At 71.4% G+C, this 20,224-nt stretch carries 21 protein-coding genes and 1 pseudogene; 11 read left to right on the forward strand and 11 right to left on the reverse strand.

Annotation, left to right across the window (positions count from 1 at the left end):
* Positions 1-218 precede the first annotated feature (218 nt).
* From ACZ573_RS10760 to ACZ573_RS10770, 3 genes and pseudogenes are all read left to right on the forward strand, one after another.
* Positions 219-1,008: pseudogene (locus ACZ573_RS10760) on the forward strand (IS5 family transposase); the annotation flags it as partial.
* 81 nt (positions 1,009-1,089) lie between these two features.
* A complete protein-coding gene (locus ACZ573_RS10765; RefSeq protein WP_471302645.1) occupies positions 1,090-1,305 on the forward strand; it encodes a DUF4352 domain-containing protein in 216 nt (71 codons plus the stop codon).
* Positions 1,211-1,441 (forward strand): DUF4352 domain-containing protein, encoded by a 231-nt coding sequence (locus ACZ573_RS10770; protein WP_471301931.1) that lies wholly within the window; start codon positions 1,211-1,213, stop codon positions 1,439-1,441. The genes ACZ573_RS10765 and ACZ573_RS10770 overlap by 95 nt, the downstream gene beginning before the upstream one ends.
* A 52-nt stretch (positions 1,442-1,493) precedes the next feature.
* Here the strand turns inward: ACZ573_RS10770 and ACZ573_RS10775 are convergent, their stop codons facing one another.
* Positions 1,494-1,568 carry a 50S ribosomal protein bL37 gene (locus ACZ573_RS10775; RefSeq protein ID WP_100661309.1) on the reverse strand — a complete coding sequence of 25 codons (75 nt, stop codon included), beginning with the start codon at positions 1,566-1,568 and terminating at the stop codon, positions 1,494-1,496.
* Positions 1,569-1,694: 126 nt separating this feature from the next.
* On the opposite strand from ACZ573_RS10775, the gene ACZ573_RS10780 reads away from it, so the two are divergent.
* The gene (locus ACZ573_RS10780; protein ID WP_471301934.1) at positions 1,695-2,339 is read left to right on the forward strand and encodes a TRADD-N-associated membrane domain-containing protein; all 645 of its coding nucleotides are present in this window, start codon (positions 1,695-1,697) and stop codon (positions 2,337-2,339) included.
* A 15-nt stretch (positions 2,340-2,354) separates the two neighbouring features.
* The gene (locus tag ACZ573_RS10785) at positions 2,355-2,579 is read left to right on the forward strand and encodes a DUF2277 domain-containing protein (protein ID WP_266484671.1); all 225 of its coding nucleotides are present in this window, start codon (positions 2,355-2,357) and stop codon (positions 2,577-2,579) included.
* Between the two features lie 12 nt (positions 2,580-2,591).
* On the opposite strand, the gene ACZ573_RS10790 is transcribed toward ACZ573_RS10785, so the two are convergent.
* From ACZ573_RS10790 to ACZ573_RS10805, 4 genes are all read right to left on the reverse strand, one after another.
* A complete protein-coding gene (locus ACZ573_RS10790) occupies positions 2,592-3,113 on the reverse strand; it encodes a hypothetical protein (RefSeq protein ID WP_471301937.1) in 522 nt (173 codons plus the stop codon).
* A gap of 172 nt (positions 3,114-3,285) precedes the next feature.
* On the reverse strand, positions 3,286-3,918 hold the full coding sequence (locus ACZ573_RS10795; RefSeq protein WP_382540711.1) for a DedA family protein: 633 nt from the start codon (positions 3,916-3,918) through the stop codon (positions 3,286-3,288).
* Between the two features lie 233 nt (positions 3,919-4,151).
* Positions 4,152-5,810: an alkaline phosphatase D family protein gene (locus ACZ573_RS10800; RefSeq protein WP_471301941.1), complete on the reverse strand. Its 1,659-nt coding sequence runs from the start codon at positions 5,808-5,810 to the stop codon at positions 4,152-4,154.
* Positions 5,811-5,904: 94 nt separating this feature from the next.
* Positions 5,905-6,549 (reverse strand): HNH endonuclease family protein, encoded by a 645-nt coding sequence (locus ACZ573_RS10805; RefSeq protein ID WP_393782877.1) that lies wholly within the window; start codon positions 6,547-6,549, stop codon positions 5,905-5,907.
* 579 nt (positions 6,550-7,128) lie between these two features.
* Here ACZ573_RS10805 and ACZ573_RS10810 point away from each other — a divergent pair.
* On the forward strand, positions 7,129-7,710 hold the full coding sequence (locus tag ACZ573_RS10810) for a TMEM165/GDT1 family protein (protein WP_471301944.1): 582 nt from the start codon (positions 7,129-7,131) through the stop codon (positions 7,708-7,710).
* A 193-nt stretch (positions 7,711-7,903) separates the two neighbouring features.
* Entirely contained in the window at positions 7,904-8,431 is a 528-nt protein-coding gene (locus tag ACZ573_RS10815) for a DinB family protein (protein WP_471302648.1), read from the forward strand.
* A gap of 1,407 nt (positions 8,432-9,838) precedes the next feature.
* On the opposite strand, the gene ACZ573_RS10820 is transcribed toward ACZ573_RS10815, so the two are convergent.
* Positions 9,839-10,522 carry an HAD-IA family hydrolase gene (locus tag ACZ573_RS10820; protein ID WP_301371448.1) on the reverse strand — a complete coding sequence of 228 codons (684 nt, stop codon included), beginning with the start codon at positions 10,520-10,522 and terminating at the stop codon, positions 9,839-9,841.
* 134 nt (positions 10,523-10,656) lie between these two features.
* Positions 10,657-11,502 (reverse strand): peptidoglycan-binding domain-containing protein, encoded by an 846-nt coding sequence (locus ACZ573_RS10825; protein ID WP_471301946.1) that lies wholly within the window; start codon positions 11,500-11,502, stop codon positions 10,657-10,659.
* Positions 11,503-11,724: 222 nt separating this feature from the next.
* Between ACZ573_RS10825 and ACZ573_RS10830 the strand changes: the two genes are divergently transcribed.
* The gene (locus ACZ573_RS10830; RefSeq protein ID WP_471301949.1) at positions 11,725-13,794 is read left to right on the forward strand and encodes a DHA2 family efflux MFS transporter permease subunit; all 2,070 of its coding nucleotides are present in this window, start codon (positions 11,725-11,727) and stop codon (positions 13,792-13,794) included.
* Positions 13,795-13,847: 53 nt separating this feature from the next.
* Here ACZ573_RS10830 and ACZ573_RS10835 read toward each other — a convergent pair whose 3' ends face one another.
* Positions 13,848-14,360, reverse strand: coding sequence for a GNAT family N-acetyltransferase (locus ACZ573_RS10835; protein ID WP_471301952.1), 513 nt, complete (start codon positions 14,358-14,360; stop codon positions 13,848-13,850).
* Positions 14,361-14,467: 107 nt separating this feature from the next.
* On the opposite strand from ACZ573_RS10835, the gene ACZ573_RS10840 reads away from it, so the two are divergent.
* The gene (locus tag ACZ573_RS10840; RefSeq protein WP_471301954.1) at positions 14,468-14,863 is read left to right on the forward strand and encodes a nuclear transport factor 2 family protein; all 396 of its coding nucleotides are present in this window, start codon (positions 14,468-14,470) and stop codon (positions 14,861-14,863) included.
* Positions 14,864-15,020: 157 nt separating this feature from the next.
* Here the strand turns inward: ACZ573_RS10840 and ACZ573_RS10845 are convergent, their stop codons facing one another.
* Positions 15,021-15,353, reverse strand: a complete 333-nt coding sequence (locus ACZ573_RS10845) for an antibiotic biosynthesis monooxygenase family protein (protein ID WP_301371460.1) — start codon at positions 15,351-15,353, stop codon at positions 15,021-15,023.
* Between the two features lie 165 nt (positions 15,354-15,518).
* Positions 15,519-15,725: an antitoxin gene (locus ACZ573_RS10850; RefSeq protein WP_471301957.1), complete on the reverse strand. Its 207-nt coding sequence runs from the start codon at positions 15,723-15,725 to the stop codon at positions 15,519-15,521.
* A 222-nt stretch (positions 15,726-15,947) separates the two neighbouring features.
* Between ACZ573_RS10850 and ACZ573_RS10855 the strand changes: the two genes are divergently transcribed.
* Together ACZ573_RS10855 and ACZ573_RS10860 are read left to right on the forward strand one after the other, a co-directional pair.
* A complete protein-coding gene (locus ACZ573_RS10855; RefSeq protein ID WP_471301960.1) occupies positions 15,948-18,017 on the forward strand; it encodes a bifunctional glycosyltransferase 87/phosphatase PAP2 family protein in 2,070 nt (689 codons plus the stop codon).
* Between the two features lie 66 nt (positions 18,018-18,083).
* Positions 18,084-18,593 (forward strand): hypothetical protein, encoded by a 510-nt coding sequence (locus tag ACZ573_RS10860; protein ID WP_471301963.1) that lies wholly within the window; start codon positions 18,084-18,086, stop codon positions 18,591-18,593.
* A gap of 183 nt (positions 18,594-18,776) precedes the next feature.
* Here ACZ573_RS10860 and ACZ573_RS10865 read toward each other — a convergent pair whose 3' ends face one another.
* Complete coding sequence (locus ACZ573_RS10865; RefSeq protein ID WP_471301966.1) at positions 18,777-20,039, reverse strand: cytochrome P450; 1,263 nt, start codon at positions 20,037-20,039, stop codon at positions 18,777-18,779.
* Between the last annotated feature and the right edge of the window lie 185 nt (positions 20,040-20,224).

The following is a 20,224-nucleotide window of genomic DNA, read 5'->3' on the forward strand; positions in this document are numbered from 1 at the left end:
GGGCCGCCGGGCTGAAGCCGGCGGCCCTCGTGCCGCACCTGAAGGCGGCGGGGGTCGTCTCGGCCGTCTCTTTCGGATCTTGCTGGGCCCGCGGGGTCTGCACCGCACCTGGCCGCGTTGTCGGGGCGCCCGAGTACGTCCGGTACACGGGCGCCCCTCCGCCTTGCCATGCTTCCCCTAGGCCGTTTCCTGAGGATCATCGGATCGTTTGGTTATGTGTGTCGTTGAGTGATGCCGATGCCCAGGGGGCGAGGATCGAGCCGTTGCTGCCGGTCAGGAGGCCTCGGCGGGGTGGGCGGTGGCGGGATCACCGGCAGGTGATCGACGCGATCGCGTTCAAGTACCGCACCGGGACCCCGTGGATGGACCTGCCCGAGCACTTCGGGTCGCGGAAGGGCGTCCATAGCCGGCTGCGGGTATGGGCGGCCGACGGCACCTGGCGGCCGACGGCACCTGGGAGAAGGTGTTCACTGCCCTCCTCGCCCAGGCCGACGCCGAAGGCGACCTGGACTGGGTCGTCGCGGTCGATTCCACGATCGTGCGAGCTCATCAAAACGCCGCCGGGGCCCGTCAAAAGGGGCCCCGGCCGGCGAGCCGCACGATCACGCCCTCGGACGCTCCCGCGGCGGACTGACGACCAAAATCCATCTCGCGGCCGACGGCCGCTGCCGGCCGCTGGCCTTCACCATCACGCCCGGGCAGGCTGGTGATGCTCCCGCATTCGAGGAGGTCATGGCCCGGATCCGGGTGCCCCGGCGGGTCGGGAGACCTAGGACCCCCCCGGCTGCTGTCCTCGCCGACAAGGCGTATTCGTCCCGGGCGATCCGCCGCCATCTGAGGCGGCGAGGGATCCGAGCAGTGATCCCGCAGCCCGCGGACCAGGCCGCCAACCGTCTGCGGCGGGGCAGCCGCGGCGGCCGTCCACCAGCCTTCGACCGCGAGGCCTACAAGCAGCGAAACACGGTCGAGCGGTGCATCAACAAGCTCAAGCAATGGCGCCATGTCTCGCTGGTGGGGGTTTGCTCGCTGGATGATGTGCTGTTCCCGGACGTCGATGCGCGATTGGAGGCCGTGGAGTTCACGGCCGAGGTGTTGGTAGGGGTCGCGTGCGGTCCGCCGCCCGGGGCGTACGGGCAGAACGCGCAAGGGCAGTTCTTCCTCGTGCACATGACCGTGAAGAACATCGGCGATCGGGCGCAGATTTTCGACGGTGCCGACCAGAAGCTCATCGACCGCAACGGCAGCAAGTACAGCGCGGACACCGCCGCGGCGGTCCACCTCGACGGAAGCAAAGTCGTGGCTTGAGCAGATCAACCCCGGCAACGTCGTCGACGGCATCGTCGTCTTCGACGTCCCGAAGGCTGCGGACCCCGTCCGTATCGAGCTGCACGACTCGCTGTTCAGCGGCGGTACCACCGTCGATCTGACCGGCCGGCGTTGACCCGCGAAGACCCCCGGCCGGCTGTGGTCGGGGGTCTTCGCGGGTGGTTCGCTCAGGCGTTGGGGCGCTTGCCGTGGTTGGCCTTCTTCTTCTTGCGGGCCCGACGCTTGTTGCCTCGCTTCGCCATGGTCGTGGTCTCCCTCGTCGGCGACAGGTTCATGCCTCGGTCAGTCTAGGTTCAGTGTGGTTCATCCGCATTTGGGGAGGCGGACGCTGTCTTGGCCGCCGGTTCGGGGCGTGGGATCGTCGGAGGATGGGCGAGCTCGCGTGGGGTGGGTCGGTCGTCGCCGTGGTCGCCGTGGCGCTGGCGCTGATGGAGCGATCCCTCGGGGTGGGATTCGAGCGGAAGCGGGACGAGGAGCGGGTACGGCTGCTCGCGCACCTCGCCGAGCCGGGCGAGGCCGGCAGGCCGTCCGCCGTGCCCGGCGGGGGGAAGTTCCAGGACGTCGGCGGGATCCAGCACCCCGCGGCGCAGCTCGGCGACCGGCGGGACGACTTCACGCCGATCCTCGTCGAGTACTACGCCTACGGACTGACCCAGGCGCGCAGCAGCTTCGCGACCAGCCAGCGGTTCGCCGGGGTCGGGGCGGCGATCCTGCTCCTCGGGGTCGGGCTGGCCGTCTGGAAGGCCGAGGGCGGCGGGGAGCTCTACCTGGGGATCGTCACGAGCTCGGCGGGCCTGGTCACCACCCTGATCGGCCAGCTCTTCCACCGGCGGGCCGATATCGCGCTCAAGCACATGGCCGACCAGACCGCTTCGCTGCGGGACGACCGGCGGGCCGCCGAGACGACCCAGCAGGCCATCGAGCTGCTGGACACGGTCGAGGACCCGGGGCTCAGGGCCCGCCTCCAAGCCGGTTTGATCATGAAACTTTCCGGGGCCGAGCTGCCCCGGTAGCGCGATAGTAGGGGTATGTGCCGTTCCATTAAGACCCTGCGCCCGCCGGCCATCCCCGAGAAGGCGACCGAGGAGGAGATCCGCGCCGCCGCCCTGCAGTACGTACGGAAGGTGTCCGGGTTCCGGGTGCCCGCCGCGCACAACCGCGAAGTGTTCGAGGCGGCGGTGGACGCCGTCGCCGAGGCCACCGCGGCGCTGCTGGACGGGGTGCACGTACGGGGGCAGGCCGCCCCGGCGTGACCCCGGCGAGGGTTACGAGGCCGCCGCGCGGCGGCGCATCACCCACACTCCGGCGCCCAGCGCGCCCGCGGTGAGGGCGCTGCCCACGGCGATCTGCCCGGGGCTCATCGAACCGATGCTGCCGCCCGTCCCGCCACGCGCCGCACCCGTGGTGACCTGCAGGGATACGGTGGTGCGCTCGCCGCCGGGGCCGCCGCACTCGAAGTCCACACGGTGCGTGCCCGTGTTCGCGTTGTTGAAGACGGTGGCGCTGCCGATGAGGTTGGTGGCCGCCGGGTTGCCCGCGGTCAGCCGGACCTCGCCGAAGGCGGTCGACGTGACCCTCGCGACCTGGGTTCCGCAGCCCGTGACATTGAGCGCGACCCGGCCGCCCGGGGCGACAGCGCTGGGCGAGACGGTGGCGGAGGGGTAGGCGTACGCGAGTGTGGCGGGCGCGGCGGCAGCGGCGATGAGCGTCGCGGCCGCGACGGTCATCAGGCGGCGCGCCGTGGCGGGCGGTGCGGCGGGCGGTTTGGCAGGCGGTTTGGCGGGCATGGAGAGGACTCCTCGGCTCGTCGAAACGGCGCGGCCAGGCCACTGATGTGACGCGGATTCGGTTGCGCACCGTGCTGTGGACGCTAGGAGCCCAGCCCGGGGGCTGCGATCGGGGCCGGGTGAACGGGTGAGCCACTGCTCCGCCCGGGGGAGCCGAGTCGTGCTGGACGGCCTACGCCGTCGCCGCGGCCGCCTCCGGGCGGCGGACGAGGAAGGCCGCCAGGGCGCCCGCGGCGAAGAGGGCGACCATCGACAGGGCGGTACCGAGCCACTGGGTGCCCAGCCACTGCGTACCGAAGTAGCCGAGGGCCACGCTGTAACCGGCCCAGGCCATACCTGCCAGGACCGACCAGGGAAGGAACTCCGCCACCTTGCGCTGGGTCTTGCCCGCGCCCAGCGACACGACCGAGCGTCCCGCCGGGGCGAAGCGGGCGATGACCACCAGGGCGCCGCCGCCGCGTGCCAGAGCCGTACCGAGGCGCTCGTGGGCCCGGGTCAGCCGGCGGGAGCGGGCGATGGCTCGGTCCAGCCGGGCTCCGCCGCGCCGGCCCAGCCGGTACGCGGCCATGTCGCCCAGCACCGAGGCGGTCGTGGCGATCACGAGCAGGAGCAGGATGTCCGGCACCTGTTCAGGTACCGGCACCGGCACCGGGCCGGCCGCCCCGGCGGCCGCCGCGGCCGCCGCCGCGGTGATCACCAGGACTCCGCTCGGGAGCACCGGGAGGAAGACGTCGAGCACGATGGAGACCGCCACGAGGGCGTAGATCCATGGGCTCGCGGTCAGCGATCCCAGCGTCTCAAACAAAACGGGACTCCCCAGTCCGGTTGACGTGCTGCGACACGAAGCGCCGCGGCGTCGCGGGGAGCGGCAGGAGCGGCCTGACAGCCAGACAGCGTACGCCCGGCGTCCGCACCCCGGACGCCCGGGGCGCCTGCCCGGTACGCCGTCCGAGGACGGACGCCTGCCGAGGACGACTCCCGCACCACCACCACCACGCCAAGTCCACCACCCAGCACCGCCGGGGCCTGCCGCATCCCCTACTCCGCCGCCGTGAGATCCCGGTCCAGCAACGGCACCAGTACGGCCCCCTCGCGCTTCTTGCGCGCCTGGTCCAGCCGCAGCCGCGCCGTCCGCCCCGACAGGGCCAGCGTCATCAGCTGGTTCCCGAACCAGGGCCCACCCGTGCGACGCCAGTTCAGGGGCGGCCGCCCCGTCCGTCCGTGCAGGGAGAAACCGCGCCCCAGCCACCGCCCCGTCCGCGACCAGCCCAGCCGGAAACCCCACTTCACCGCGGTATGGATGGAATTGTGAACCGGCGAGCACGTCAGCTGGAACACCCGTGCCGTACTCGGTATTCGAGGCTCTGCCACATACGCGTGATGCACGTCCCCGGACAGCACGCACACCGTCGCCGGCGCCCGCGGCCCCGTCCCCACCTCCTCGATCAGATCCGTCAGGGCCGCGAACGAGGCCGGGAACGCCGCCCAGTGCTCCAGATCGCTGCGCCGGCGCAGATCCTCCCCGATCCGCGCCCACCGAGGTCCCCGCTCCCCGCGGCACAGTGCGGCGTTCCACGTCTCGGCGTCGTGGATCAGCGGTGGCATCAGCCACGGCAGCGAGGACCCGATCAGCAGATGGTCGTAACCTCCGTGCCCGGCCAGGGCGTTCTCCCGCAGCCACTGCTGCTCCGCCGGATCGAGCATGGCCCGCCCGTCCTCGGCGAGCACCCGCGCGGCCCGGGTATCCACCATCAGCAGCCGGGTCCGGCCGAAGTCGCGCCGGTAGCTCCAGCGCACCGTGCCCGGATCGGTATCCGCCGCGGACGCGAAGGCCTGGAGTACATCCGTACCGTCAGGGCTCTGCCGTACCGCCTCGTACACCGTGTCGGCGGCCAGTTCGGCGGGGGAGAGATTGCCCAGGTGCTGGTACACCCAGTACGACATCAGCCCGCTGAGGACGCGCTCGCGCCACCACGGCGTCGCCCGCATCTCCGCCAGCCACGCCGCGCTCGTGTTCCAGTCGTCGATGACGTCGTGGTCGTCGAATATGTGCAGGCTGGGGACCGTCGACAGCAGCCAGCGGATCTCCGGGTCGAGCCAGGACTCGTAGTAGAGCCGGGTGTACTCCTCGTAGTCCGCGACCTGGGCACCCGGCGGCTCCCGCAGATCCCGCCGGGCCGCGAGCCACTGCCGGGTCTCCCGGGACAGCGCGTCCGCGTACACCTGGTCGCCGAGCAGCAGCAGGACGTCCGGGCGCACCGCCTCCGGATCGGCGGCCAGCCTCGCCGCGAGGGTGTCGAGCGCGTCCGCGCCGTGCGGTCCGTGCCGGCCGGCGGGCGGCGCGGCCTGCCGGCAGGAACCGAAGGTCACGCGCAGCCCGGGCGAAGCCCGGCCCGGGCCCGTCACGGCCGGAGCGGTGATCGTGCTCGGCGGGAAACCGCTCTCCGGCAGCGGCCACACCGGCCGGCCGTCCAGCAGCACCTCGTACGCCGTGGTCGCGCCCGGGGTCAGGCCGGTCACCGGCACCAGCGCGTAGTGGTGACCGGCTATCTGGAAGGTGCGCGCACTGCCGCCCGCCCCGTCCGCGCACCGCACCTCTGCCGTGCACGGGCGGTCCGCCTCGACCCATATCGTGGCCGACCGGCCCGTGTCCCAGTCGACGTGGCGCAGCAGCGGCCCCAGACGCAGTCCGGCCATGCAACTCCCCCTCCTCCGTAGCCCCTTCGATCACGGTACGACGGGTGGGGGGAGCCACGCCTCCCCCTGACGGGGGAAAGATCGGCCGGCTCGGTCAGCAGCCGTTCAGGATGTTGACCAGGGCCGTCTTCTCGCCGGAGTCCATGCTCAGACCCCAGTACTGCTTCACGTTGACCCACATCCGTGCGTACGTACAACGGTAGGCCGTCCGCGAGGGCAGCCACTTGCCGGGGTCGAGGTCGCCCTTGGCCTGGTTGACGTTGTCGGTGACCGCGATGAGCTGCGGGCGGGTGAGGTCGTTGGCGAACTGCTGGCGCTTGCTCGTGGTCCAGGAATTGGCACCGGAACGCCAGGCCTCGGCGAGCGGGACGACGTGGTCGATGTCGAGGTCGGCGGCGGCGGTCCAGGTGACGCCGTCGTACTCGGAGTACCAGCTTCCGCTCACCGCGGCGCAGGCGGAGTCCTGGACGACATTGACGCCGTCCCGCTTGAGGACGGTCTCGCGGGTGTTGCAGCTGCCGGAGACGGTGCTCCAGTGCGGGAAGAGGTCACGGCTGTAGCCGCTGGTGGACCCCTCGGTCTTCGGGGTGACCGTCGCCAGGTAGGCGCGGGCGGCCGAGGCGCTGATGGGGGCGGGCGGGGCGGCCTGGGCGGTGGGGGCGTTCAGGAGGGAGGTGAGCGCGGCGAGTGCGGCTGCTGACGCGAGCACGCCAATTCGACGCGCGTAGATGCTGGGTATGAGTGCCATGAGGGGCTCCCTGGGTGCGGGGGGTGCGGCCGTGCGGCCCCGGCGGGGCGTGGCCATGGTCGTGGCGCCGGGTGTCGCTGGGGTGGGCGCCAGATGACAGCCTGGCGACATGAGCACGTCACATCAAGTCACCCAACGCTCCCGATTTAAACGGAGGTTGGGATTCCGGAGGGCGCGGGCGCGGCAAGGGCGACCGGCCGGGCCCAGGTCAGAGCCGGGACGGGGCAGGCCGGAGGCGGGGAGGGAGCGGCCGCAGCACGGGGCGGACGCGGGACCAAAGACCTATTCCGGCCGGTCGCGGGCGTCGCGTAGTCTGTTCTGAGCAGAAGGGGAGTAGCTCTTCGCCGGACCGTCGACATACTGCTGGGTCACACCAGCCGGCGCCCGGAGGCAGGACGCGCACAGCGGCCGGCCAGCGAGACCTTCGGCCGCAGTGTCCTGTTCAGCGCAGGCGCGTTTCGTACGCGCACGCGCAAGCCAGGGTGCCGCCGAGCCGAAGCGACCCCCGCTACACCCCAGGTCTCTCGGTCCCGATGGCGCCCTGCCCGACCGATCGAGGTTTCACCCCCCGTGTTCAGCTTCAGCATCACGGCGATCGCCTTCGGCGTCGTCTTCCTTGCCGAACTCCCCGACAAGACGGCCCTCGCCGGCCTGATGCTCGGCACGCGCTACCGCGCCTCCTACGTCTTCGCGGGCGTCGCCGCCGCCTTCGCCGTACACGTCGCACTCGCCATCGCCGCAGGCAGCGTCCTCACGCTGCTCCCGCACCGGCTCGTCCAGGCCGTTGTCGGCATCCTCTTCCTCCTGGGCGCGGCCATGCTGCTCCTGAAGAAGGACGACGGTGACGAGGAGGTCAAGCCGCCCGCCGACCAGTCCTTCTGGAAGGTCTCCGGGGCGGGCTTCATGCTGATCCTGGTGGCGGAGTTCGGCGACCTGACCCAGATCATGACCGCCAACCTCGCCGCCCGGTACGACGACCCCGTCTCGGTCGGCATCGGCGCCGTCCTCGCCCTGTGGTCGGTCGCCGGCATCGGCATCCTGGGCGGGCGCACCCTGATGAAGTACGTGCCGCTGCGACTCATCACCAAGATCGCGGCTGCCGTCATGGCAGCACTGGCCGCGTTCTCGCTCTACGAGGCGATCGCGGGCTGACACGCCGGAGGCGCGGGCCGCGGCGGCGGATATTTCCTTGCGGGGAGGCGGTACGCGGGTCACGCTCGTGCGCGTGACAGACACCACCGCCCCCACCGGCCCCGCCACCCCCACCGGCCCCGCCGCCGAGCCCGCATCCCGACCCGGGTCCGCGCCGGTGGCCCCCGAGGACCGTCAGTTCGGCTGGTCCAACATGTTCGTCCACCCCGACGAGGACACCCGGACCGACGGCGGGTTCCAGGGCGAGCGCGCCGTACTCGCCGGCTACCTGCGCGACCAGCGCCTGACCCTGGAACTCAAGTGCCAGGGCCTCGACGCGGAGGCCCTGGCGCAGCGCTCCGTGGAACCCTCCAACCTGTCCCTCCTGGGTCTCGTACGCCACCTCGCGGGCGTCGAGCAGTACTGGTTCCGACAGGTCATGGCGGGCCAGGAGATACGTCGGCACTACCGCTCGGAGGAGGACCGCGCGGGGGAGTTCACCGGCGCGGTGGCCGACCCGGAGGTGGTCGCGGAGGCGTGGGCCACCTGGCGCGCCGAAGTCGCCTTCGCGGAACAACTGGTCGCAGAGGCGGCCAGTCTGGATGTCACGGGTAACAGCGGACACGACGACGAGCCCATGGAACTCCGCGAGGTCCTGGTCCACATGATCGAGGAATACGCCCGCCACAACGGCCACGCGGACTTCCTGCGGGAACGCATCGACGGGCGAGTGGGGCAGTAGGGACGGGGGCTTCGGGGGGCGGGGGCCGACGGGGCGGGATCGGTGAGGTGGGGCGGGGGGCTGCCGGAGAGCGGGATCTGCTCGGGCGGTATCAGGGATGTGTATGGGGGTTTCCCGTCAGTCCCATCGTCCCTCCGTGTCGGGCCGGTCCCTCAAGGGCGCTCCTACGTCGCGTCGCTACGCGATGGCCTTCGGCCACCCTTGACCGACCGCCCCGCCCCGGAGAAACGAAAGACTGCCGGGAAGCCCCCAAGGGAATGGGCCGGGCACTCAAGGATCAGGACGGGGCGATCAGTGATGCGCGGGGCGTCCCGGTGAGCACGGCCGAGAGACGGGGCCCATCACAGACCAGGGCCCGTGTCGGTGGAAGCGCGTCCAATCGCTACGCGCCCCTCATCTCTCAGCGTCCGACGACCGCCCCTGGCTGGACATAGGCCGCCCACGACCCTGGTCCCACGCTCGATATGCGACCGACGACCGCCTGTGGCCGGCCGTAGGCCGCCTCGGACCGCTACGGGCTTCTCCATGACCGCGACGGGCGCCCGTCAGTCGCTGATGAGAGCCGCCGGGAGGGGCGGAAGGCTGAAAGCTCGGCTATCCCGTCGTGGAGCCGGGTCAGCGCAAGCATCACTCCACAGGATCGCGTCCAAACAGGGGCAATCGGGGCAATCTATCGACCTCGTGGGCCGCCCACCAGCGCTGACCCGCATCCACGACGAAATAGCCGCAGTCCCATGCCTTTCCGCCCCGGTCAGCCGTCGGACGCCTCCCGTGAGAGCGTCCAAGGGTCGAGGGCGGCCGATGGCCAGCCGTCGGACGCATGTCGAGCGCCGCATCGATCCCTTGGGCGGCTTATGAACAGCCATAGACGGTCGCCGGACGCCGTGGGTGGGAAACAGCTGAGGTCGTGGGCGGCCTATGTCCAGCCCAGGACGGTGTGGAGACGCTGGGAGATGAGGAGCGCGTAGCGATTGGACGCGCTTCCACCGACACGGCAGGTGGCTGTCATGGGCCCCGCCTCTCGGTCGTGCCGGCCGAGATCTCCCGGGGCATCTCTGGCCGCCCCGTCCCTGAAAGTGTCGGCCGGCCCGTTCCTTTGGGGGCTTCCCGGCAGTCTTTCGTTTCTCCGGGGCGGGTCGGTCGGTCAAGGGTGGAGCGCAGCGACATCGCGAAGCGACGCGACGAAGGAGCGCCCTTGAGGGACCGGCCCGACACGGAGGGACGATGGGACTGACGGGAAACCCCCATACACATCCCTGATTCCGGCTGAGCAGATCCCGGCTTCCGGAGCCCCGCCGTGCTTGCCCGCCCCCGCCCAGCCAAATCCCGTACACCGAAGCCCCGCCGCCCCCCGGCCCCGCCCCGCCCGCCCTCGCTCTCCTGGCGTGGCGGACTGCGGGTTTGCCGTTAGGCCGCCGGCTGGAGCGTGATGGTGATCGAGCCGTCCGGGGTGGTTGTGACATGGAGTGCCGTCAGGTCCGGGACGTGGGCCGTCGGGGCGTGGGCGGCGGCGCGGGGGCCCACGCCGATCACGCGCATGCCCGCCGCCCGGCCCGCGGTGATGCCCGCGGCCGAGTCCTCGAAGACGATGCAGTCGGCGGGGTCCACTCCCAGCGCGGCGGCGCCCATGAGGAAGCCCTCGGGGTCGGGCTTGCTGGCCTGGACGGACTCGGCCGTGACCCGTACCTCGGGCATCGGCAGGGCGGCGGCGGTCATCCGTGCCGTGGCCAGGGCGGTGTCGGCGGAGGTGACCAGGGCGTGCGGCAGGCCGTCGAGCGCAGCCATGAACTCCGGGGCGCCCGCGACCGGGATCACTCCGTCGGTGTCGGCCGTTTCACGGGCGAGCATCACCGCGTTCTCGGCGTGGTTGACCTCCATGGGGCGGTCCGGCAGGAGTACGGCCATGGTGGCGTAGCCCTGACGGCCGTGGACCACCTTCATGGCCTCCTGCGGATCCAGCCCGTGGGAGACCGCCCACTCGTGCCAGCAGCGTTCGACCACCGCGTCGGAGTTGACGATCGTGCCGTCCATGTCCAGGAGCAGGGCCTTGGCGGTGAGGGCGACGGGTGCGGTGGTGGTGCTGGCCGGCATCGGCGGGGCTCCAGACGGGGCGGGAAAGAGAACAAGTGGTTCCGTCCACCGGTCAGGGAATGAGGACGGAACCACTTTGTTCCTTCACGATACAAAACAAGGGGCGGTCCGCGCCACCAGGGGACATGTGACCCTTATCCCTCCAGAGCCTTGCGGGTCACCGGCCCGTAGAAGCCCCACTCCTGATCGTCGATGCCCCTCTCGTACTGGAACTCCGACACGGCGTCCTCCACCCGCCCGTCGAACCGGCCGTTGATCCTGCCCCGGTACAGGCCCTGCGCCGCGAGCAGCCGCTGGAGCTTCTCCACCTCCGAGCCCGAGTCCCCGTGCCGCAGGGTGGGGGCCTGCGTGGGCGGCGGGCTGAAGGAGCGGCTCGCGCTCGGGGACGGGCTGGGGGACGGGGGTGCCGATGTGCGGGACGCGCTCGGCGAGGGGGACGGCGATGCCGACTTCGAGGCGCTCGGCGACGGGGAGGCCGAAGGGGACGGGCTGCCCTTGCTCGGGGACGGGCTCGCGGGGGGCGCGGCCGGGGCGGCGCTCGTCACAGGCGCCGACGCCTTCGCGTCCATCAGCACGGCCTCGGTCTCGGTGGAACCCGGCAGGGCCCACACCGCCACGGCCGTCCCGCTGAGGGCCACCGCCGCCGCGGCGCCGATCAGCAGCGCGAGCGGCTTTCGGGCGGCCGGACCGGTTCGCTTCTCCGGGCCCCCGCCCCCGCCCCCACCCCCTCCCGCTCCGTTGCCGTACGTGTGGCCCGCTGCCGGGATCGTCCGGAGCTGGACCGTCTCGGCCGGGTGTGACGCGTGCGCGGGCCCCGCGGGCCACGGCCCGTCCTGCGGCGGCACGGGTATCCCGTACGCCGGGGTGTCGTCCGCCGCCGCCGCGGGCACGGGCGCCGGGCGCGGGTCCGGGGACACCACTGCGGACACCGGCTGCGGGGACACCGGGGTGTCCGGCTCGCCCGGGTCGGGCAACGTCACGTACGGCCGGATGCGCAAGGGGTTGAAACCCACACCCGGCACGCACCCGCAGCCGGCGCCGGCGGCGCCGCATTCTGGACAGTGCTGACGGCTCACTGGACTCCCTCCCTGGCTATTGCCTGCGATTATGCAGACCCGCAGGGGCCCTCCCAACCGCCCGAGAGGCCATAACCGGACACACCGCTCAGGATGGAGATGTTGATCCGGCCTGAGGAGGTATCGATGGCTCAGGATGTGACCGCGCAGGGCCCGGGCCCCGTGCTCGACCCGGAGAAGGCCGGTCCCGCCGCCGAGCACGCCTCCCGCGACGTACTCGTCTCCATCGGAGCCCTGCTGCTCGGCCTGCTGATCGCCGCACTCGACCAGACCATCGTCTCCACCGCCCTGCCGACCATCGTCAGCGACCTCGGCGGCATGGCGCACCTGTCCTGGGTCGTCACCGCCTACATACTCGCCTCCACCGCCGCCACCCCCCTGTGGGGCAAGCTCGGCGACCAGTACGGACGCAAGAGGCTCTTCCAGTACGCCATCGTCCTCTTCCTCATCGGCTCGGCCCTGTGCGGGCTCGCCCAGGACATGCCCCAGCTCATCGGCTTCCGTGCCCTGCAGGGCCTGGGCGGCGGCGGACTGATCGTGCTGTCGATGGCGATCGTCGGCGACATCGTCCCGCCGCGCGAACGCGGCAAGTACCAAGGCCTCTTCGGCGCCGTCTTCGGTGCGACCAGCGTGCTGGGCCCGCTGCTGGGCGGCCTGTTCGTGGACAACCTGTCCTGGCGCTGGGTCTTCTACATCAACCTCCCGATCGGTCTCGTCGCGCTCGTCGTCATCGCCGCCGTCCTGCACATCCCGGCGCGCTCCGCGAGGCACACCATCGACTACCTCGGCACCTTCCTCATCGCCTGCGTCGCCACCTGCCTCGTACTCGTCGCCTCCCTCGGCGGCACCTGGGGCTGGGGCTCGGCCCGGACCATCGGCGTCGCCGTCCTCGGCGCCGTACTGCTCGCCGGCTTCCTCCTCGTGGAGCGCAAGGCCGCCGAACCCGTCCTGCCGCTGGGTTTGTTCCGCATCCGCACCTTCACCCTCTGCTCGGCGATCAGCTTCGTCGTGGGCTTCGCGATGTTCGGCGCGATGGTCTACCTGCCGACATTCCTCCAGATCGTCCAGGGCGTCTCGCCGACCATGTCAGGCGTCCACATGCTGCCGATGGTGATCGGCATGCTGATCACCTCCACCGCCTCCGGCCAGATCGTCAGCCGTACCGGGCGCTGGAAGGTCTTCCCGATCGCGGGCACGGCCGTGACCGCGATCGGTCTGCTCCTCCTGCACCAGCTGCACCGCACCAGTTCCACCTGGGAGATGAGCATCTACTTCTTCGTCTTCGGTGCCGGGCTCGGCCTGGTCATGCAGGTGCTCGTCCTGGTGGTGCAGAACGCGGTCAGCTACGCCGACCTCGGCGTCGCCACCTCCGGTGCCACCTTCTTCCGTTCCATCGGCGCCTCCTTCGGCGTGGCCATCTTCGGCACGGTCTTCACCCTTCAGCTCGACGACAAGCTGGCCGCCTCCCTCGCGGGCGTCACACTGCCGGCCGGTGCGAGCGTCGCGCAGCTGGAGGCGGACCCGCGGGCCATCGGCGCCCTTCCCACCGAGCTCCAACCGCAGGTGCTCGACGCCTACGCCGCCGCCATCACCGACGTGTTCCTCTACGCGGTGCCGATCGTCCTCATCGCCTTCGTGATCGCCTGGTTCCTGAAGGAGGACAAGCTCCGCGGCTCGGTCACCGCACCCGATGTGACGGAGACCCTGGCCTCCAACCCCGTCCAGCGCTCCTCCCACGACGAGGTCGCCCGTGCCCTGTCGGTCCTCGGTACCCGGGAGGGCCGCCGCCACGTCTACGAGAAGATCACCGAGAAGGCGGGCTACGACCTGCTGCCCGCCTCCAGCTGGCTGCTGCTGCGGATCAAGAGGTACGGCTCCGTGGAGCCCTCGATGCTCGCCGAGCGCACCAATGTGCCGCTGAAGGTCGTCACGGACGCCGCACGCCAGGTCGAGGAGCGCGGGCTCGCCGTCCGGGAGGGGCTGCCGCTGGTCCTGACCGAGCAGGGGCGCGCGTGCGCCGCGAAGCTCGCCGAGGCCCGGGAGGAGTCCCTCGCCGAGCTCCTCGGCGACTGGTGGGGCCCGGACCGTCCGACGGACCTGGTGAAGCTGGTGCGGCAGATCAACAAGGAGCTGTGCGGGTCCGACGCCGAGGAGCCCTACGACGCCTTGCCGCGCCGGGACCACGCCGCCCACTAGCGGCGAGCGGCGGCCGCTCTGCCGGTGCGCGGCCCCGTCGCCGGGGCACGGGCTCAGGCCAGACGCTTCTCGAACCAGTGTTCTGCGTACGGGCCGGAGTTGTAGGCCGGTATTTCCGCGTACCCGTGGCGCGCGTACAACGCCCGGGCCTCCACGAGGTCCGACCGGGTGTCCAGCCGGACCCGCTCGGCGCCGAGCGCACGGCCCTCCGCCTCCAGGACCTGAAGCAGAGCCGCCCCGCCGCCGGTGCCGCGGGCGCGCCGGTCGACGTACACCCTGGTGAGCTCGGCGGTCAGGGGGTCGAGCAGGCGGATGCCGCCGCACGCCAGGGGCTCGCCGTCGAGTCTGCCGACGACGAACTGGCCCGTCGGCGGGACCAGCCCGTCGTCCGGGAAGTCCAGCAGCCCTTGGTCGATCTCGGTCTCGGTTACCTGCCGTTTCCAGTAACGGCCGGCGATCTCCGCGTAGTACGCGCGGCGCAGGGCGGTGGCGTCCCGGGTGGTGAACGGCTCGGGGGTCACGGTCCACGAGAGGGTGGGTGTGCGGTGTTCGCTGTGAGTGGTCATGGCGTCATTGTGGAGTTCGCGGCGGACCTCCCGCGTGGAATATCCACAAGGCCGGGCCGATGATAGGAAAAAGGACATCCCCTGCGTACCCGGAGGGTGGGAACGCCATGTCAGAGCATCCCGACTGTGCCCTGGTCCGCCGTGGTTACGAGGCCTTCGGCAAAGGCGACATGGAGACGATGAGCACGTTGCTGATGGCCGATGTCATCCACCACGTGCCAGGCAGCAACCCGCTGTCCGGGCACCACAAGGGGCGGGAGAACGTCCTCGACTTCTACCGCCGCCTCGGCGAGGAGACGAAGGGCACCTTCCAGGTGGATCTGGAATCGGTGCTGGCGGACGGGCGGGGGCACGTGATGAGTTTCCACACGGTACGCGCCGACCGCGGTGACCGTGGTATCGAGATCCGCCAGGGGCTCTTCTTCACGATCGTCGGCAACAAGATCACCGATATCGACCAGTGCACCGCGGACATCGACGAGGAAGACGCCTTCTGGAGCTGATGCTCCCCCGAGGCTCCGAGGCTCCGAGGCTCCGAGGCTCCGAGGCTCCGAGGCCCTGTGTCCGCCCAGTCCCCGAGTCCGCCGCGCTACGGGCCGGGGGCGGGGCCGACCCCGCCCCGGCCCGTGGCGCGCGCGTCCGGAGGGCGTCCGGAGGGCGTCAGGCCTGCTTCGGGGCCGCCTGCTGCACGACCTCGAACGACCACACCGTCGACGCGGAAGCCGCGGGCTTCGGCCGCTCGCCGCCGCCCTCGCCGCCGCCCTGGTGAGCGGCCTTCATCGGGCCCTCCATCCACGCCTGGAAGTCCTCCTCCGAACGCCAGCGCGTGTAGACGAGGTACTGGTCCGTGCCCTCCACCGGGCGCAGCAGCTCGAACCACTCGAACCCGTCCGAGCTCTCCACGGCCCCGGCCCGGGACGCGAAGCGCTGCTCCAGGATCTCCCGCTGCTCGGCGGGAACCGTCAGTGCGTTGATCTTTACGACGCTAGGCACAGGACACACCTCTCATGAACACAGGCCGGGCCGACGCCCGGCCTTGACGATATGCGTGCAGTTTCCTACATCCGCCCCTCCCGAAGGCCGCAGGGACCGCACCGTGGTGCGGTCCCTGCGCCGTGGTCCCAGGCCTCAGGCCAGACCTCAGGCCAGACCCAGACCTCAGGTCTGGGGCGGCCGGCCCTCCCCGGACGTGGGCGGCTGCTGCTTGCCGATCTGTTCGTTGAGCCTCTGCTGCGCCGTGTCGACCTGGCTCTGGTACTTGTTGCCGGTCTTCGCGTCGAAGGCGTCTCCGGCCTTCTCGACGCCTTGGCGGGCCTGGTCAGGGTGTCCCTTGATGAGGCCCTTGAGCTTGTCAAGCATGGACATGAGCCGTCCTCTCCACGGAATGCCTGTCACCTCAGCTTCGCCACGAAGTCCGCTGCCCGCACCTGGAGAGCCCGGGGGTCCCGTCCAGGAACAGGTCCCGCAGGTCGGCGGGCGTGTCGGTCTCCGCGATGCCCGCGAGGGCCGTCCAACGCATCCCGTGGGAGATATCGTCGTCCGGGTAATGGAGCGCGGCAGCCAGGCGAAGTCAGGGTTGCGGTCAACATGGCGGGAGGCCGGCGAGGCGTGGCTAACGCGGCGGAGCACAGCGGTGCGAACGGACATGCCGGAGTCATAAGCGATCACGGCAGGCTCGGGGCGGCTCGCCTTCTCCTGTGGGCACTGGCCGGCGCGCTCGCCGTCAGACAGGCCGCCGCCGTGCTGCGGGTGCCACCGGCCGAGTGGCTGAGCGGCTTCCACCTCCCCGGCAGCCTGCCCGGATCGGTCTACGACACCGGCCAGTTCTCCGACACCCCCTTCGCCGGGCTGGTCCTGAGGCCGCTGGTCGGCCTCGCCGCCCCGTCGCTGGAGGTCGCCTGGACCTGCGTGACGCTGCTGTGCGTCGCCGCCATCGGGCTCGTCGCCGCCCGTGGCCTGCCCGACCCCGTGCCGCGGCGCACCGCGCTGCTCGCCGCACCCGTGCTCACCGCCCTGATGATGGTCTCGCTCCCCGTCCGCGAGGCCGCCTCACCCGGCCGGACCGCCGTCCTGCCCGTGCTGCTGGTGCTCATCGCCGTGTTCCGGGTGCCCGGCGACCGGCCCGCCGGCTTCCTCGTCGGCCTTGCCGCCGCACTCCAGCCCGCGCTGCTGCTGTTCGCACCGCTGCTGTGGCTGACCGGACGCCCCACCGCGCGCACCGCCGCCGTGACCTTCGCCGGAGCCACCGCCCTGTCCTGGGCGGCCATGCCGCGCGACTCCTGGACGTATTGGGTCGAGCACCTGGCCGGTACCGGCCTCGGCGGAGCCCCCGACGGCCTCGCCAACCAGTCCGTGCACGGCGCGCTGCTGCGCCTCGGCCTGACCGGACCCGCCGAGATCCTGCTCTACGCCGCCCTCGCGGCCGCCGTCATCTGGATCGGCCTGCGCCGCGCGGTCCGCTACGCCCGCGACGGCCAGCTGCTGCTCGCCGTCGCCGTCACCGGCTGCGTGGCCGTCGTCGTGTCCCCGACCGGCTGGCGCCACCAGCTGGTGTGGGTGCTCCTCGCCGTCGCCGGCAAGGTGGGCAAGCGGGCCGCCGACCGGCCCGTGTGGCCGGTGGCCGTGGTCCTCGCCATGACCCTGCCGAGCACGATGCTGCTGCCGAACCTGGCCGCGCTGGCCCCCGTACGCGACAACGTGCTGCTGCTCACCGCCGTGGCCGCGGCCTGCGCGGTACCGTTCCTGCCGCGCTCGTCGGCGTACTGGCGCGAGCCCGTGCCCACCGACTACGGGCGGCCCGCGGCGGCCCGCTGGGCGCGGGTGCCGCTGATGCCGTTCTGGCGGCGCGTGCTGTCCCGCCCGAACCTGCTGCTGGAGCTCCTGCTGATACGGGTGGGCTACTCGCTCTACTCGCACATCCGGGCCGCCGCGCCCACCAGCCGCAGCCTCGCCGAGGGCAACGGCAGCCAGATCCACGGGATCGAACGCGCGCTGGGCATCGACATCGAACACGCCGTGAACCACGCCGTGGTGGACACGCCCTGGCTGGAGGCGTTCTTCAACTTCTACTACACCTCCTTCCACTTCGTGGTCCCGCTGACGATCCTGGCGGTCCTGTACTGGCGGCGCCCCGGTGACTACCGGTGGGCGCGGGCCTCGCTGGGGCTGGCCACGGTGCTGGCCCTCATAGGTTTCTGGCTCTACCCGCTCGCGCCGCCGCGCCTGATGCCCGGCCTCGGCTTCATCGACACGGTGCACGGGCCGCAGGACCTGGCCAACCCCTCGTACGGGGCCATGACCGCGATCTCCAACCAGTACGCGGCGATGCCCTCGCTGCACTTCGGCTGGTCGCTGTGGTGCGGGATCGTGATCGTGGTGCTGGCGCCGAAGGGCTGGCAGAAGCTGCTCGGGGCGCTGCACCCGCTGATCACGGTGTGCGCGATCGTGGCCACCGCCAACCACTGGGTGCTGGACGCCGTGGGCGGTGCCGTGGTCGTGTCCGCCGGCTTCGGGCTCGTGTACGCGCTGTCCGGGCCGCGGGGGCTGCAGTTGACCCTGCCCTGGCAGCGCCAGGGCGCGGTGGAAGAGGCGGTGGAGGAGGAAGAGGAGCCGAGCGCGGGGGAACGGCGGCAGATCGCCCCGGCACGGAGCTCGTAGGGGTTCGTGCGGGCGCGGTGCCGGCTCCCGCAGGCGCCGCGCCCGGCCCGGTGCCGGCATCGGGTCATGAGCGCGAAGCCGACGGGGGCCGCACAGGCCGCCGGGCGGGTGGCCAGACCTGTGGGCGACTGGTACCAGCGTCAGATCGTCGAACCCGGCAAACAGCCGCTGCTGCTCTGCCTGCTGCGGGGCTTCCGCCTGGTCGCGGTGAACGCGGGATTCGCGCTGGTGGCGCTGGCCAAGGGGAAGGTGTTCGCCGGGCTGCTGGGGATCCTCGTACCGTTCTTCGCGCTGGTCGGGGCGGTACGGCTGGCCCCGGCCGGGGTCGCCGTCGCCCTGGCCGGGCCGGGCGTGGCGCGGGGAGGCCGAAGGGGCGCCGGGGCATTCGCTGCCCCGGCGCCCCTTCGGCTGGATCGCCGCTGCTTGCCAGGATCACTCCGTTCGGGCCGGGCTGCCACTCGAACGGGTGCGGCGCCGTTGCGGGGGCGCTGCCCCCGGACCCCCGCGCCTCAAACGCCGGCGAGGCTGAAAGACCGCCTCAAGCGCCGGCGGGGCTGGATGGGGCGGTGGGGCTGAAAGACCGCCTCAAGCGCCGGCGGGGCTGGATGGGGCGGTGGGGCTGAAAGACCGCCTCAAACGCCGGCGGGGCTGGATGGGGCGGTGGGGCTGAAAGACCGCCTCAAGCGCCCGCTGGGCTGGATGGGGCTGCGGGGCCGGAAGATGCTGCCGGGCTTCGCACCGGCCCCCGGGCCCCGCGGCTCAAATGTTGGAGGGGGCGGCGGCGGTGGTGACGCGGAGTTCTTTGATGCCGTTGAGCCAGGCCGCGCGGAGGCGGCGCGGGGGAGCGTCCGTCAGGTGGAGGTTCGGGAGGGTGTCGGCCAGGGCGTTGAAGATCAGGTCGATCTCCATCACCGCCAGCGACTTGCCGAGGCAGAAGTGCGGGCCGCCGCCGCCGAAGCCCAGGTGGGGGTTGGGGTCGCGGGTGATGTCGAAGACGTCCGGGTTCGTGAAGACCTCGGGGTCGTGGTTGGCCGAGGAGTAGAACATCCCCACCCGGTCACCCGCCTTGATCTTCGCGCCGCCCAGTTCGGTGTCCTGCGTGGCGGTGCGCTGGAAGGACACCACGGGCGTGGCCCAGCGGACGATCTCCTCGGCGGCCGTCGACGGCCGGGTCGCCTTGTAGAGCTCCCACTGCTCGGGGTGGGTCAGGAAGGCGTGCATGCCGTGGCTGATGGCGTTGCGCGTGGTCTCGTTGCCCGCGACCGCCAGCAGCAGCACGAAGAAGCCGAACTCGTCCGAGCCGAGGTTGCCCTGGCCCTCGGCCGCCACCAGCTGCGTGACGATGTCCTTGGCCGGACATTCCTTGCGCTGGGCGGAGAGGTTCATCGCGTAGCCGATGAGCTCCATCGCCGCGTTGGAGCCGACCTCCTCGGTGATCGCGTACTCCGGGTCGTCGTAGGCGATCATTTTGTTCGACCAGTCGAAGATCTTCGCGCGGTCCTTCTGCGGTACGCCGATCAGTTCGGCGATGGCCTGCAGCGGCAGCTCGCACGCCACCTGCGTGACGAAGTCGAAGCTGCCGTCGGCCGCCGTGGCCGCGGCCTCCTCGACGATCTTCCGGGCGCGGTCCCGCAGCGCGTCCTCCAGTCCGCGGATGGCCCGCGGGGTGAAGCCGCGCTGCACGATCTGGCGTACGCGGGTGTGTTCCGGCGGATCCATGTTCAGCATGATCAGTCGCTGGGCATCTATCGCATCACGCTGGATGTGCTCGTTGAAGCGGATGATCGCCGTGTTGGTGGTGGAGGAGAAGAGCTCCGGGTGCGTGGAGACGTACTTGACGTCCGCGTGCCGGGTCACGGCCCAGTAGCCCTCGTCGTCGAAGCCGGTGACGCCCCGCCGCTGCGGGCACCACCACACGGGTGCGGTCTGCCGCAGCTGCGCGAACTCCGGGAAGGGGACGCGGCTTTGGAGCAGGTCTGGGTCGGTGGCGTCGAAGCCTTCGGGCAGTGCGGGGCAGGACATCGGGCAACTCCAAAGTCTGACGGACCATCAGAAGTTGGCTCGAAGGTAGTAACGAGTTCTAGAAGTGACAAGGGTCCTGGCGTCAACTGTTGCGTGTGGAATCCGTGCAGGCCGCGTGCAAGACCCTTGCGTGCCGGGGCCTCAGGTCATAAGACTGCGGGGAGAACTAGAACGCGTACTAGTTC

Source organism: Streptomyces sp. NPDC040545 (assembly GCF_055595065.1).

Bases quoted from the DNA above. Each gene is read 5' to 3' on its own strand.
- ACZ573_RS10780 (WP_471301934.1), top strand. From the start codon at position 1,695: ATGGGCGAGCTCGCGTGGGGTGGGTCGGTCGTCGCCGTGGTCGCCGTG.
- ACZ573_RS10785 (WP_266484671.1), top strand. From the start codon at position 2,355: ATGTGCCGTTCCATTAAGACCCTGCGCCCGCCGGCCATCCCCGAGAAG.
- ACZ573_RS10790 (WP_471301937.1), bottom strand. From the start codon at position 3,113: ATGCCCGCCAAACCGCCTGCCAAACCGCCCGCCGCACCGCCCGCCACG.
- ACZ573_RS10800 (WP_471301941.1), bottom strand. From the start codon at position 5,810: ATGGCCGGACTGCGTCTGGGGCCGCTGCTGCGCCACGTCGACTGGGAC.
- ACZ573_RS10815 (WP_471302648.1), top strand. From the start codon at position 7,904: ATGTTCGTCCACCCCGACGAGGACACCCGGACCGACGGCGGGTTCCAG.
- ACZ573_RS10820 (WP_301371448.1), bottom strand. From the start codon at position 10,522: ATGCCGGCCAGCACCACCACCGCACCCGTCGCCCTCACCGCCAAGGCC.
- ACZ573_RS10830 (WP_471301949.1), top strand. From the start codon at position 11,725: ATGGCTCAGGATGTGACCGCGCAGGGCCCGGGCCCCGTGCTCGACCCG.
- ACZ573_RS10835 (WP_471301952.1), bottom strand. From the start codon at position 14,360: ATGACCACTCACAGCGAACACCGCACACCCACCCTCTCGTGGACCGTG.
- ACZ573_RS10840 (WP_471301954.1), top strand. From the start codon at position 14,468: ATGTCAGAGCATCCCGACTGTGCCCTGGTCCGCCGTGGTTACGAGGCC.
- ACZ573_RS10850 (WP_471301957.1), bottom strand. From the start codon at position 15,725: ATGTCCATGCTTGACAAGCTCAAGGGCCTCATCAAGGGACACCCTGAC.
- ACZ573_RS10855 (WP_471301960.1), top strand. From the start codon at position 15,948: ATGGCGGGAGGCCGGCGAGGCGTGGCTAACGCGGCGGAGCACAGCGGT.
- ACZ573_RS10860 (WP_471301963.1), top strand. From the start codon at position 18,084: ATGAGCGCGAAGCCGACGGGGGCCGCACAGGCCGCCGGGCGGGTGGCC.
- ACZ573_RS10865 (WP_471301966.1), bottom strand. From the start codon at position 20,039: ATGTCCTGCCCCGCACTGCCCGAAGGCTTCGACGCCACCGACCCAGAC.